Consider the following 14,314-nt stretch of genomic DNA (forward strand, 5'->3'; position numbering starts at 1 on the left):
ACAATGAACAGGATTTTCTCCACCCTCGGTTTTTCGCTATGGATAGCGCTGCTTTCACCGATGGTTCACGCGGCCAACCTGAAGACGCTGGACGTTGCCGCGCTGCCGGGTGATCGCGTCGAGCTGAAGCTGTCGTTCGACGGCCCGCCGCCGCAGCCCAAGGGTTACACCACCGATTCGCCGGCGCGGATCGCGCTCGACCTGCCGGGAGTGGCCAGCCAGCTCGCGACCAAGACCCGCGATCTCGGTAGCGGCAATGCGCGCTCTGCCACGGTAGTCGAGGCCAATGACCGTACCCGGTTGATCATCAACTTGACGCAACTGGCGCCGTATGACGCCCGGGTCGAGGGCAACACACTTTTCGTGGTGGTCGGGCAGGGCACCAAGGCCAGCGCGCCGCGCCCTGTCGCGAAGACACCGCGTGCCACGCCGGTGGCAGCGCCGGCGCGGACTTACGCCCCCGTCGCCAGGGCTATTCGTGGCGTGGATTTCCAGCGCGGCACGGCGGGTGAGGGCAATGTGGTCATCGACCTGTCCGACCCGACCATCGCACCGGACATTCAGGAGCACGACGGCAAGATCATCCTCAATTTCGCCCGCACCCAATTGCCCGAACCGCTGCGGGTGCGTCTCGACGTCAAGGATTTCGCCACCCCGGTGCAGTTCGTCAATGCCGGCGTCAGCGGAGATCGGGCGACCATCACCGTCGAGCCCGGCGGCACGTTCGACTATTCCACCTACCAGACCGACAACAAGCTGACGGTGAGCATTCGTCCGTTGACCATCGACGACCTGCAAAAGCGCAACGCCGACCGCAACAGCTACAGCGGTGAAAAGCTTTCGTTGAATTTCCAGGACATCGACGTGCGTTCGGTGCTGCAACTGATCGCGGACTTCACCAACCTCAACCTGGTGGCCAGCGATACGGTGCAGGGCGGGATCACCTTGCGCCTGCAAAACGTACCGTGGGATCAGGCGCTGGATCTGGTGCTCAAGACCAAAGGCCTGGACAAGCGCAAGGTCGGTAACGTGTTGCTGGTAGCGCCGGCGGATGAAATCGCCGCCCGCGAACGGCAGGAACTGGAGTCGCAGAAGCAGATCGCCGAGCTGGCGCCGCTGCGTCGTGAGCTGTTGCAGGTGAACTACGCCAAGGCGGCAGACATCGCCAAGCTGTTCCAGTCGGTCACCAGTGCCGAGGCGAAGGTCGATGAACGTGGCTCGATCACCGTCGATGAGCGCACCAACAACATCATTGCCTACCAGACCCAGGATCGCCTCGACGAACTGCGGCGCATCGTGGCGCAACTGGATATTCCGGTGCGCCAGGTGATGATCGAGGCGCGGATCGTCGAAGCCAACGTCGATTACGACAAGAGTCTGGGCGTGCGCTGGGGCGGGTCGATCCAGAACAAGGGCAACTGGAACACTTCCGGGGTCAGCAATGGCTCGTCGACCACCATCGGTACGCCGGGCAGCACCAGCACCAACTCGCCGTTCGTCGACATGGGCACGGTCAACAATACGTCCGGGATCGGCATCGCCTTCATTACCGACAACGTCTTGCTGGACCTTGAGCTGACGGCGATGGAGAAGACCGGCAACGGCGAAATCGTCTCGCAACCCAAGGTGGTCACCTCCGACAAGGAGACCGCGAAGATCCTCAAGGGCACCGAGATTCCGTATCAGGAAGCCAGCTCCAGCGGCGCTACGTCGGTGTCGTTCAAGGAGGCCTCGCTGTCGCTGGAGGTCACGCCGCAGATCACCCCGGACAACCGCATCATCATGGAGGTCAAGGTCACCAAGGACGAACCGGACTACCTGAACAAAGTGCAGGATGTACCGCCGATCAAGAAAAACGAGGTCAACGCCAAGGTGCTGGTGAACGACGGCGAGACCATCGTGATTGGCGGGGTTTTCTCAAATACTCAAAGCAAGGTCGTAGATAAGGTGCCATTTCTTGGCGATGTGCCGTATCTTGGCCGCCTTTTCCGGCGTGATGTGGTTTCGGAGAAAAAATCCGAGCTGCTGGTATTCCTCACTCCGCGTATCATGAATAACCAGGCGATTGCTGTGAGTCGTTGATTCTGTGCGAAATTTGATTCTTGTAGGACCGATGGGGGCTGGAAAAAGCACCATCGGCCGATTACTGGCCAAAGAGCTGCGCCTGCCGTTCAAGGATTCCGACAAGGAAATTGAACTGCGTACGGGCGCCAATATCCCGTGGATCTTCGACAAGGAAGGCGAGCCCGGTTTTCGTGATCGTGAGCAGGCGATGATCGCCGAGCTGTGCGCGTTCGACGGCGTAGTGCTGGCGACGGGCGGCGGCGCGGTGATGCGCGATGCCAACCGCAAGGCCCTGCACGAGGGCGGGCGGGTGGTGTATCTGCACGCCTCTGTCGAACAGCAGGTCGGCCGCACGTCCCGCGACCGCAATCGCCCGCTGCTGCGCACGGCCAATCCCGAGAAAACCCTGCGCGACCTGCTGGCGATCCGCGATCCGCTTTATCGGGAAATCGCCGATCTGGTGGTGGAAACCGACGAGCGGCCTCCACGCATGGTGGTACTCGACATTCTTGACCGTCTGGCGCAACTTCCACCCCGTTAAAGCGCCGCCCGAAATGCGCTATCCTCGGCGTCCTGTCGAGGGTTGTGGCGGATCGCACGCAAGCGGCGTCACACCTCTCAAGACCGGGGACATCCGATAATTCAAGGCAGGACGCCTGCTTCCATCTTCACTGTGGGGACACATGCAGACACTCAAGGTCGATCTAGGCGAGCGCAGCTACCCGATTCATATTGGCGAAGGACTGTTGGATCAGCCTGAATTGCTGGCTCCGCACATCCACGGGCGGCAAGTGGCAATCATCTCCAACGAGACCGTTGCGCCGCTCTATCTCGAGCGTCTGACCCGCAGTCTGTCGCAGTTCTCGGTGGTTTCCGTGGTGCTGCCCGACGGCGAAGCCTTCAAGAACTGGGAAACCCTGCAACTGATCTTCGACGGTCTGCTGACCGCCCGTCATGACCGTCGCACCACGGTGATTGCCCTCGGTGGCGGTGTGATCGGCGACATGGCCGGTTTTGCAGCCGCCTGCTATCAGCGCGGCGTCGATTTCATCCAGATTCCTACTACGCTGCTGTCCCAGGTCGATTCGTCGGTGGGCGGCAAGACCGGGATCAACCATCCGCTGGGCAAGAACATGGTCGGCGCCTTCTATCAGCCGAACGTGGTGCTGATCGATACGGCGTCCCTGAAAACCCTGCCAGCGCGCGAGCTGTCCGCGGGCCTGGCGGAAGTCATCAAGTACGGCCTGATCTGCGACGAGCCGTTCCTGACCTGGCTCGAAGATAACGTCGACGCCCTTCGTTCACTGGACCAGAAAGCCCTGACCTATGCCATCGAGCGTTCCTGCGCGGCCAAGGCTGCGGTGGTCGGCGCCGATGAGAAGGAAACCGGTGTACGCGCCACGCTCAACCTCGGCCACACCTTCGGCCACGCCATCGAAACCCACATGGGCTATGGTGTCTGGTTGCACGGTGAAGCGGTCGCTGCTGGCACGGTAATGGCGATGGAAATGTCCGCGCGCCTCGGCTGGATCAGCGAGCAGGAGCGTGATCGCGGCATTCGTCTGTTCCAGCGTGCCGGCCTGCCGGTGGTTCCGCCGGAAGAGATGACCGAAGCCGATTTTCTCGAACATATGGCAATTGACAAAAAAGTGATCGACGGTCGTCTGCGCCTGGTGCTGCTGCGCCGGATGGGCGAAGCGGTAGTGACCGACGATTATCCGAAAGAGGTTCTACAGGCCACGCTGGGAGCGGATTACCGCGCTCTGGCTCAGCTTAAAGGTTAATAAGATTCCGATGACTAGTTTGCATGCCGACGAGGCGTTCCTCGGCCATTTCCAGTTAAGTCATGACCCTTTCGCTCCACGGGTCCCGGGCTTCAAATTCTTCCCGGCCCAGCGCAAACCGGTGCTGGGTCAACTGCATCACCTGGCGCGTTACAGCCAGTTGCTGCTGGTGGTCACCGGCCCTCAGGGCAGCGGCAAGACGTTGCTGCGCCAGGCGCTGGTGGCGAGCACCAACAAGCAGTCGGTTCAGAGTGTTGTCGTCTCCGCCCGTGGCGCCGGCGATGCAGCCGGTGTGCTGCGTCAGGTCGCCCAGGCGCTGAATGTGGCCCAGGCCGAAGTCGGGGCGATCCTCGATCAGGTGGTGCAACTGGCGCTGACCGGCCAGGAAGTCTATCTGCTGGTGGATGATGCCGAGCAGCTCGACGAGTCCGCCCTCGAAGCCCTGATGGCTTTGGGCGCTGGCGCGCCGGAAGGCCGTCCGCATGTGTTCCTGTTCGGTGAGTCGTCGCTGATCGCTCAGCTCGAGGCCTTGCACCTCGAAGAGGAGCGTTTCCACGTCATCGAATTGCAGCCGTACACCGAGGAAGAAACCCGCGAGTATCTCGACCAGCGGCTCGAAGGTGCCGGCCGTGGTGTCGAACTTTTCACCGCGGATCAGATCTCTGATATTCACGAAAGCTCCGAGGGTTGGCCCGGCAACATCAACCAGGTCGCTCGCGATGCACTGATCGAAGTCATGATTGCCAGCCGCTCTGCGGTGAAGCGTCCAAGTATGGGGTTCAACATGCCGAAGAAACACGTATTGGCGATTTCCGCCGTTGTCGTGGTGGCGGTCGCTGCCGCCTGGCTGATGCCCGGTCGCAACAAGGCGCCGACCACCGGCGCGCCGGCCAATGAACAGGCTCAGTTGCCATTGGGCCAGGGTGGCGCGCCGAACGTGGAGTTCGCCGGTAACACCCAGCCGATGCCGTTGCCGCTGGTCGGCAATTCGCAACCGGTCATGCGCAAGCCATTGGCCGAAGCGGCCGGCGGGATCACCGAAGGTGACGACGGCGTACCGCTGGAAGGCTCGAGCAATACACCGCCGACCGTGACCACCACCGCGCCACCGGCCGGCGTGCCTGCCGGTCCTGCGCCGACGCCGGTTCCGGTCCCTGCGGCCAGGCCGACACCGGCACCGACCCAGGTTGCCACGGCCAAGCCAGCGCCTGCTCCGGCTGCGCCAGTCGCCAAGCCGGCCCCGGCGCCTGCCAAGCCTGTCGCTGCGGCCAAACCGGCCGAGAAAGCCGCCGAGAAGCCGGTCACCGTCGCCAAGGCTGCCGGTGGCAGCTGGTACGCAGGTCAAGCCCCGGGCAACTACGTGGTGCAGATCCTCGGCACCAGCTCCGAAGCGGCTGCGCAAAGCTTCGTCAAGGAGCAGGGCGGCGAGTACCGCTATTTCAAGAAAGTCCTCAACGGCAAGCCGCTCTACGTGATCACCTATGGCAGCTTTGCCAATCGTGATGCGGCCGTTTCTGCCATCAAGGCCTTGCCAGCGAAGGTTCAGGCTGGTAAACCTTGGCCTCGCACTGTCGCCAGCGTCCAACAGGAACTGGCAACAACTCGCTGAAGATTCGGCGGCCTTACCCAGGCCGCCTCTCCAAGCACCTCAAAATTTCTACAAGTGCGCGCCGCCCCTACGGGCCGCGTGCCTTGTGGTGTCTGCGTCACAGTAGTCTTTGAGTCGTTGCGGTCAGAATTAAAAAAGTTTTGACTAGCACAGCATATCGCTTTAAACCTTTCACAAATGCGACATAGATTTGCGACATTTCGTCGTCAAATTTGTGAGCGTCTGTGTCGCTGTGTACAATGACCACCCTTTTGCCCCCGCAAAGCCGGCGTACGTTCGGCGCGAGATGCAAGTGGTTGAATTGAAAAGAAATTTGCCTCGAAAAGAGGCAGCCTGGTGAGAAAGTGTCTATGAAAGCAGGTCTGTACCAACCAGATGAATTCAAGGATAACTGCGGTTTCGGCCTGATAGCCCATATGCAGGGCGAACCCAGTCATACCCTATTGCAAACGGCCATCGAGGCCCTGACCTGCATGACCCACCGCGGTGGGATTAATGCCGACGGCAAGACCGGTGACGGTTGCGGTCTGCTGATTCAAAAACCCGACGCCTTCCTGCGCGCCATTGCCCAGGAAACCTTCAGCGTCGAGCTGCCCAAGCAATATGCCGTGGGCATGGTCTTCTTCAACCAGGATCCGGCCAAGGCCGAAGCCGCTCGCGAGAACATGAACCGCGAGATCCTCGCCGAAGGCCTGCAACTGATCGGCTGGCGCAAAGTGCCCATCGACACCAGCGTCCTCGGCCGCCTCGCCCTTGAGCGCCTGCCGCAGATCGAGCAGGTGTACATCGGTGGCGAAGGCCTGAGCGATCAGGACATGGCGGTCAAGCTGTTCAGCGCCCGTCGTCGTTCGTCGGTGGCCAACGCCGCCGACACCGACCACTACATCTGCAGCTTTTCCCACAAGACCATCATCTATAAAGGCCTGATGATGCCGGCCGACCTGGCCGCGTTCTATCCGGACCTGGGTGACCAGCGCCTGCAAACCGCGATCTGCGTGTTCCACCAGCGCTTCTCCACCAACACCCTGCCGAAATGGCCGCTGGCTCAGCCATTCCGCTTCCTCGCCCACAACGGCGAGATCAACACCATCACCGGCAACCGCAACTGGGCCCAGGCCCGTCGCACCAAGTTCACCAACGATCTGATGGATCTGGAAGAACTCGGTCCGCTGGTTAACCGTGTCGGTTCCGACTCTTCGAGCATGGACAACATGCTCGAACTGATGGTCACCGGTGGCATCGACCTGTTCCGTGGCGTGCGGATGATCATTCCGCCAGCGTGGCAGAACGTCGAAACCATGGACCCGGATCTGCGTGCGTTCTACGAGTACAACTCGATGCACATGGAGCCGTGGGACGGCCCGGCCGGGGTAGTAATGACCGACGGCCGCTACGCGGTGTGCCTGCTCGACCGTAACGGTCTGCGTCCGGCGCGCTGGGTCACCACCACCAACGGTTTCATCACCGTCGCCTCGGAAATCGGCGTCTGGAACTACCAGCCGCAAGACGTGATTGCCAAGGGCCGTGTCGGTCCAGGTCAGATCCTCGCCGTGGACACCGAAACCGGGCAGATCCTCGACACCGACGCGATCGACAACCGCCTGAAATCCCGTCATCCGTACAAGCAATGGCTGCGCAAGAATGCCCTGCGCATCCAGGCGACCATGGAAGACAACGATCACGGTTCGGCTTTCTACGACGTTGATCAGCTCAAGCAATACATGAAGATGTATCAGGTCACGTTCGAAGAGCGCGATCAGGTACTGCGTCCGCTCGGCGAACAAGGCTACGAAGCCGTTGGCTCGATGGGCGACGACACGCCGATGGCCGTGCTGTCCCAGCGCGTGCGCACGCCGTACGACTATTTCCGCCAGCAGTTCGCGCAGGTGACCAACCCGCCGATCGACCCGCTGCGTGAAGCGATCGTGATGTCGCTGGAAATCTGCCTCGGTGCCGAGCGCAACATCTTCCAGGAATCGCCGGAACACGCGTCGCGCGTGATCCTCAGCTCGCCAGTGATCTCGCCGGCCAAGTGGCGTTCGCTGATGAACCTCGACCGCCCGGGTTTCGAGCGGCAGATCATCGACCTCAACTACGACGAAAGCGTCGGCCTCGAAGCGGCGATCCGCAACGTCGCCGATCAGGCTGAAGAAGCCGTGCGTGCCGGTCGTACCCAGATCGTCCTGAGCGACCGCCATATCGCGCCGGGCAAACTGCCGATCCACGCCTCGATGGCCACCGGCGCGGTGCACCACCGTTTGACCGAAAAAGGCCTGCGCTGCGACTCCAACATCCTGGTGGAAACCGCCACCGCCCGCGATCCGCACCACTTCGCGGTGCTGATCGGCTTCGGTGCGTCGGCGGTCTATCCGTTCCTGGCCTACGAAGTGCTGGGCGACCTGATCCGTACCGGTGAAGTCCTGGGCGACCTCTACGAGGTGTTCAAGAACTACCGCAAAGGCATCACCAAAGGCCTGCTGAAGATCCTGTCGAAGATGGGCATCTCGACCATCGCGTCGTACCGTGGTGCTCAGCTGTTCGAAGCCATCGGTCTGTCCGAAGAAGTCTGCAACCTGAGCTTCCGTGGCGTGCCGAGCCGCATCAAGGGCGCGCGTTTTGTCGACATCGAAGCCGAACAGAAAGCCCTGGCCACCGAAGCCTGGAGTCCGCGCAAGCCGATCCAGCAGGGCGGTCTGCTGAAGTTCGTCCACGGTGGCGAATACCACGCTTACAACCCGGATGTGGTCAACACTCTGCAAGCCGCTGTGCAGCAGGGTGATTACGCCAAGTTCAAGGAATACACCTCGCTGGTGGACAACCGTCCGGTGTCGATGATCCGCGACCTGTTCAAGGTCAAGACCCTCGACAAGCCGCTGGACATCAGCGAAGTCGAGCCGCTGGAGTCGGTGCTCAAGCGCTTCGACTCCGCCGGTATCTCGCTGGGCGCCCTGTCGCCGGAAGCTCACGAAGCCCTGGCCGAAGCCATGAACCGCCTCGGTGCGCGTTCCAACTCCGGCGAAGGCGGCGAAGACCCGGCGCGCTACGGCACCATCAAGAGCTCGAAAATCAAGCAGGTTGCGACTGGCCGTTTCGGTGTGACCCCGGAATACCTGGTCAATGCCGAAGTGCTGCAGATCAAGGTCGCTCAAGGCGCCAAGCCGGGCGAGGGCGGGCAACTGCCGGGCGGCAAGGTGAACGGGCTGATCGCCAAGCTGCGTTACGCAGTACCGGGCGTGACCCTGATTTCGCCGCCGCCGCACCACGACATCTATTCCATCGAAGACTTGTCGCAGCTGATCTTCGACCTGAAACAGGTCAACCCGAAGGCGCTGGTCTCGGTGAAACTCGTGGCTGAAGCGGGCGTCGGCACCATCGCCGCCGGTGTGGCGAAGGCCTATGCGGACTTGATCACCATCTCCGGCTACGACGGTGGCACCGGTGCTTCGCCGCTGACCTCGATCAAATACGCTGGCGCTCCATGGGAACTTGGCCTGGCCGAAACTCACCAGACCCTGCGCGGCAACGACCTGCGCGGCAAGGTCCGGGTGCAGACCGACGGCGGCCTGAAAACCGGCCTCGACGTAATCAAGGCAGCGATCCTCGGCGCCGAAAGCTTCGGCTTCGGTACCGCGCCGATGATCGCCCTGGGCTGCAAATACCTGCGTATCTGTCACCTGAACAACTGCGCCACCGGCGTTGCGACCCAGAACGAGAAGCTGCGCAAGGATCACTACATCGGCACCGTCGACATGGTGGTGAACTTCTTCACCTACGTCGCCGAAGAAACCCGTGAGTGGCTGGCCAAGCTCGGCGTGCGCTCCCTCGAAGAGCTGATCGGCCGCACCGATCTGCTGGAAGTCCTCGAAGGTCAGACCGCCAAGCAACATCACCTGGACCTGACTCCGCTGCTGGGCAGCGATCACATCCCGGCGGACAAACCGCAATTCTGCGGCGTCGAGCGCAACCCGCCGTTCGACCAGGGCCTGCTGGCCGAGAAAATGGTCGAGATGGCGACGTCGGCGATCAACGACCTCAGCGGTGCCGAGTTCGATCTGGACATCTGCAACTGCGATCGCTCGATCGGCGCGCGGATCTCCGGCGAAATCGCTCGCAAGCACGGCAACCAGGGCATGGCCAAGGCGCCGATCACTTTCCGCTTCAAGGGCACTGCGGGTCAGAGTTTCGGCGTGTGGAACGCCGGCGGCCTGAACCTGTACCTGGAAGGCGATGCCAACGACTACGTCGGCAAAGGCATGACCGGCGGCAAACTGGTCATCGTGCCGCCGAAGGGCAGTGTTTATCAGACTCAGAACAGCGCCATCATCGGCAACACCTGCCTGTACGGCGCCACTGGCGGCAAGCTGTTCGCCGCCGGCACCGCAGGCGAGCGTTTCGCCGTGCGTAACTCCGGTGCCCACACGGTTGTGGAAGGCACCGGCGATCACTGCTGCGAGTACATGACCGGTGGTTTCGTCTGCGTCCTGGGCAAGACCGGTTACAACTTCGGCTCTGGCATGACCGGCGGTTTCGCCTACGTGCTCGACCAGGACAACACCTTCGTTGACCGGGTCAACCACGAACTGGTGGAAATCCAGCGGATCAGCGGCGAGGCGATGGAAGCCTATCGCAGCCACCTGCAGAACGTGCTGAACGAGTACGTCGCGGAAACCGACAGCGAGTGGGGTCGTGAACTCGCCGAGAACCTCGATGACTACCTGCGTCGTTTCTGGCTGGTCAAGCCGAAGGCTGCCAACCTGAAGTCGTTGCTTTCCAGCACTCGTGCCAACCCGCAGTGATATGCGCCTGAAGAGTTTGATGAGGTTTTAACAATGGCTGAACGTCTGAATAACGACTTCCAGTTCATCGATGTCGGGCGCAAAGATCCGAAGAAGAAACTGTTGCGTCAACGCAAGAAAGAGTTCGTGGAAATCTACGAACCGTTCAAACCCCAGCAGTCGGCCGACCAGGCCCATCGCTGCCTGGGTTGCGGCAACCCGTATTGCGAATGGAAGTGCCCGGTGCACAACTTCATTCCGAACTGGCTGAAACTGGTGGCCGAGGGCAACATCCTCCAGGCCGCCGAGCTGTCGCACCAGACCAACACCCTGCCGGAAGTCTGCGGCCGGGTGTGCCCGCAGGATCGTCTGTGCGAGGGTGCGTGCACCCTTAACGACGGCTTCGGTGCGGTGACCATCGGTTCGGTCGAGAAGTACATCACCGACACCGCGTTCGCCATGGGCTGGCGTCCGGACATGTCCAAGGTCAAACCGACCGGCAAGCGTGTCGCGATCATCGGTGCAGGCCCGGCGGGCCTCGGTTGTGCGGACGTGCTGGTGCGCGGCGGCGTGACTCCGGTGGTGTTCGACAAGAACCCGGAAATCGGCGGTCTGCTGACCTTCGGCATCCCCGAGTTCAAGCTCGAGAAGACCGTGCTGAGCAATCGCCGCGAAGTCTTCACCGGCATGGGCATCGAATTCCGCCTCAACACCGAGGTCGGCAAGGACGTGACCATGGAGCAACTGCTCGCCGAATACGATGCCGTGTTCATGGGCATGGGCACCTACACCTACATGAAGGGCGGTTTTGCCGGTGAGGATCTGCCGGGCGTTTATGACGCGCTGGACTTCCTGATCGCCAACGTCAACCGCAACCTGGGCTTTGAAAAGTCGCCGGAAGATTTCGTCGACATGAAAGGCAAGAAGGTTGTGGTGCTGGGCGGCGGCGACACGGCGATGGACTGCAACCGTACCTCGATCCGCCAGGGCGCCAAGTCGGTGACCTGTGCCTATCGTCGTGACGAAGCGAACATGCCCGGCTCGCGCAAAGAGGTGAAGAACGCCAAGGAAGAAGGCGTGAAATTCCTCTATAACCGTCAGCCGATTGCGATCGTTGGTGAGGACAAGGTCGAAGGCGTGAAAGTGGTCGAGACCCGTCTCGGCGAGCCGGACGCCCGTGGCCGTCGCAGCCCCGAGCCGATCCCGGGCTCCGAAGAGATCATCCCGGCCGACGCCGTGGTCATCGCGTTCGGTTTCCGCCCGAGCCCGGCGCCGTGGTTCGAACAGTTCGAGATCCAGACCGACAGCCAGGGCCGCGTTGTTGCGCCTGAGCAAGGTCAGTACAAGCACCAGACCAGCAACCCGAAAATCTTCGCCGGTGGCGACATGGTGCGCGGTTCCGACCTGGTGGTGACGGCGATCTTCGAAGGCCGCAATGCGGCTGAAGGGATCCTGGATTACCTGGGCGTCTAAACCCGGTTCGAAACTGCACCGCAATACCTGTGGGAGCTGGCTTGCCAGCTCCCACATTGTTTTCAGGGTGTTGCTGGAATCCGCGAAATCATTGCGACAAATTGACCCGATAGACAAAAGGCTGACCTGCATCCGTGCCTTTTGCGTCGCGCTCTGAGAAAATGCCCGCACTTTTTTTCCGGATGCCGACATGACTGCCCTGAAGAACGACCGTTTCCTCCGCGCCCTGCTCAAGCAACCCGTAGACGTCACCCCTGTGTGGATGATGCGCCAGGCCGGCCGCTACCTGCCGGAATACCGCGCCAGCCGCGCCCAGGCCGGTGATTTCATGAGCCTGTGCATGAATCCGGAATTCGCCTGCGAAGTCACGCTGCAACCCCTCGACCGCTATCCGCAACTGGACGCGGCGATTCTGTTCTCCGACATCCTCACCATTCCCGATGCCATGGGCCAGGGCCTGTACTTCGAGACCGGTGAAGGTCCGCGCTTCAAGAAAGTCGTCAGCACCCTGGCCGACATCGAAGCCCTGCCGATCCCGGATCCACACAAAGACCTCGGCTACGTGATGGACGCGGTCAGCACTATCCGCCGCGAACTCAACGGCCGCGTGCCGCTGATCGGTTTCTCCGGCAGCCCGTGGACCCTCGCTACGTACATGGTCGAAGGCGGTTCGTCGAAAGACTTCCGCAAGACCAAGGCGATGCTCTACGACAACCCGCAAGCCATGCACTTGCTGCTGGACAAGCTGGCGCAGTCGGTGACCTCGTACCTGAACGGCCAGATCCAGGCCGGTGCGCAAGCGGTGCAGATTTTCGATACTTGGGGCGGCAACCTGTCGGCGGCGGCGTATCAGGAATTCTCCCTGGCCTACATGAAGAAAATCGTCAGCGGCCTGATCCGCGAGTACGACGGGCGCAAGGTGCCGGTGATCCTCTTCACCAAGAACGGCGGCCTGTGGCTGGAAAGCATCGCCGACGCCGGTGCCGACGCATTGGGCCTGGACTGGACCTGCGACATCGGCAACGCCCGCGCCCGCGTTGGCGACAAGGTCGCGCTGCAAGGCAACATGGACCCGACGGTGCTCTACGCCAAGCCGGAAGCGATCCGCACTGAAGTGGGCCGCATCCTCGCCAGCTACGGCAAGGGCAGTGGTCACGTGTTCAACCTCGGCCACGGCATCACGCCGGAAGTCGATCCGGAACACGCGGGCGCGTTCCTGCGTGCGGTGCACGAGTTGTCGGCGCAGTATCACGAGTGATCTTTGCCCAGCTCCAATGTTGGAAAACAAAAACGCCCGGCTTATGCCGGGCGTTTTTTTGTGGGCGGGAATCAGGCTTTGACGCCACCCAGCGGCGGCAACTTCGCCAGCTTCAACGCCACCAACAGCGCCACCAGCAACAGCGCACCGATAAATAGCCCAATCCCGTTCCACCCGGCCATGTGCCAGAACACCCCGCCCGCCGTCCCGGCGATGCTCGAGCCGGCGTAATAACTGAACAGGTAAAGCGACGACGCCTGGCCCTTGGCCTTGAGCGCCCGCCGACCGATCCAGCTGCTGGCCACCGAGTGGGCGCCGAAGAAGCCGAAGGTGAAGATCAGCATGCCGATGATCACCAGCGGCAGTGGTGTGAACATCGTCAGGGCGAGGCCGGCGAACATCAGGGCGATGGTGGCCCACAGCACCTTGCGGCGGCCCAGTTTGTCGGCCAGTGAACCGATTTTCGCCGAGCTGTAGATGCCCGACAGATACACCACCGACAGCAGTCCCACAAACACTTGATCCAGGTGATACGGCTCGGCCAGCAGGCGGTAGCCGATGTAGTTGAACAACGTGACGAACGCGCCCATCAGCACGAACGCCTCAAGAAACAGCAGCGGCAGGCCGGCGTCGCGAAAGTGCATGGTGAAGCCGTCGAGCAGGCTGCGCGGATGCAGCGAACGGGAGCGAAAGTTGCGTGACTCCGGCAGGATCTTCCAGAACACCGCCGCCGCAATCAGCGCCAGGCCACCAATCACCATCATCGCCGTGTGCCAGCTGACGAAGTCGATCAGTACACCGGTAATCAATCGCCCGCTCATCCCGCCAATCGCGTTGCCGCCGATGTACAGGCCCATCGCCAGACCGATGTGCTGCGGATGGATTTCCTCGCTCAGGTACGTCATTGCCACCGCCGCCAGGCCGCTCAACGAAAGCCCGATCAACGCACGCATGATCAGCACGCCGTGCCAGCTCGGCATCATCGAACTGGCGATGGTGCACAGGGCCGCAGCAAACAGCGCGGCGACCATCACCGGTTTGCGCCCGACCCGATCGGAAATCGGGCCGGTGATCAGCAGCCCAAAGGCCAGCATGCCGGTGGCCACTGACAGAATCAGGCTGCTCTGCGCCGCGTTGATCGAATATTCGTGGGACAGCAGCGGCATCATCGGCTGCACGCAGTACAGCAGGGCGAAGGTCGCGAAGCCGCCGCTGAACAATGCCAGCACCGTGCGCATGAACGCGGGTGTGCCTTTCTCGATATAGATCTCTTGCAGTTCGGTCAGTACATCGTCCGCCGCAGCGGGCGGGACTTCATGGGCCAGTGGAGCGACGGCGGTTTTCACATCAG

The 14,314-nt window shown here is 61.7% G+C and carries 8 protein-coding genes; 7 read left to right on the forward strand and 1 reads right to left on the reverse strand.

Features of this window, described 5'->3' with window-relative positions; all coding sequences use genetic code 11:
- Positions 1 to 3: 3 nt before the first annotated feature.
- The 7 genes from pilQ to hemE all read left to right on the forward strand — a co-directional run bounded on the left by pilQ (position 4) and on the right by hemE (position 12,963).
- A complete protein-coding gene (pilQ, locus tag CAG02_RS16400; protein WP_085711059.1) occupies positions 4 to 2,082 on the forward strand; it encodes a type IV pilus secretin PilQ in 2,079 nt (692 codons plus the stop codon).
- A gap of 4 nt (positions 2,083 to 2,086) precedes the next feature.
- A complete protein-coding gene (gene aroK / locus CAG02_RS16405) occupies positions 2,087 to 2,605 on the forward strand; it encodes a shikimate kinase AroK (RefSeq protein ID WP_011332081.1) in 519 nt (172 codons plus the stop codon).
- Between the two features lie 142 nt (positions 2,606 to 2,747).
- Positions 2,748 to 3,848, forward strand: a complete 1,101-nt coding sequence (aroB, locus tag CAG02_RS16410) for a 3-dehydroquinate synthase (RefSeq protein ID WP_085711060.1) — start codon at positions 2,748 to 2,750, stop codon at positions 3,846 to 3,848.
- Positions 3,849 to 3,858: 10 nt separating this feature from the next.
- A complete protein-coding gene (locus tag CAG02_RS16415) occupies positions 3,859 to 5,457 on the forward strand; it encodes an AAA family ATPase (RefSeq protein WP_085711061.1) in 1,599 nt (532 codons plus the stop codon).
- Between the two features lie 350 nt (positions 5,458 to 5,807).
- Complete coding sequence (gene gltB / locus CAG02_RS16425; RefSeq protein WP_085711062.1) at positions 5,808 to 10,253, forward strand: glutamate synthase large subunit; 4,446 nt, start codon at positions 5,808 to 5,810, stop codon at positions 10,251 to 10,253.
- A gap of 33 nt (positions 10,254 to 10,286) precedes the next feature.
- Positions 10,287 to 11,705 carry an FAD-dependent oxidoreductase gene (locus CAG02_RS16430; RefSeq protein ID WP_007909438.1) on the forward strand — a complete coding sequence of 473 codons (1,419 nt, stop codon included), beginning with the start codon at positions 10,287 to 10,289 and terminating at the stop codon, positions 11,703 to 11,705.
- Positions 11,706 to 11,895: 190 nt separating this feature from the next.
- Positions 11,896 to 12,963, forward strand: a complete 1,068-nt coding sequence (hemE, locus tag CAG02_RS16435) for a uroporphyrinogen decarboxylase (RefSeq protein WP_085711063.1) — start codon at positions 11,896 to 11,898, stop codon at positions 12,961 to 12,963.
- Between the two features lie 71 nt (positions 12,964 to 13,034).
- Here hemE and CAG02_RS16440 read toward each other — a convergent pair whose 3' ends face one another.
- Complete coding sequence (locus CAG02_RS16440) at positions 13,035 to 14,309, reverse strand: MFS transporter (RefSeq protein WP_085711064.1); 1,275 nt, start codon at positions 14,307 to 14,309, stop codon at positions 13,035 to 13,037.
- Between the last annotated feature and the right edge of the window lie 5 nt (positions 14,310 to 14,314).

This window comes from Pseudomonas sp. R43(2017) (genome assembly GCF_002112345.1).
Lineage (GTDB): Bacteria > Pseudomonadota > Gammaproteobacteria > Pseudomonadales > Pseudomonadaceae > Aquipseudomonas > Aquipseudomonas kribbensis.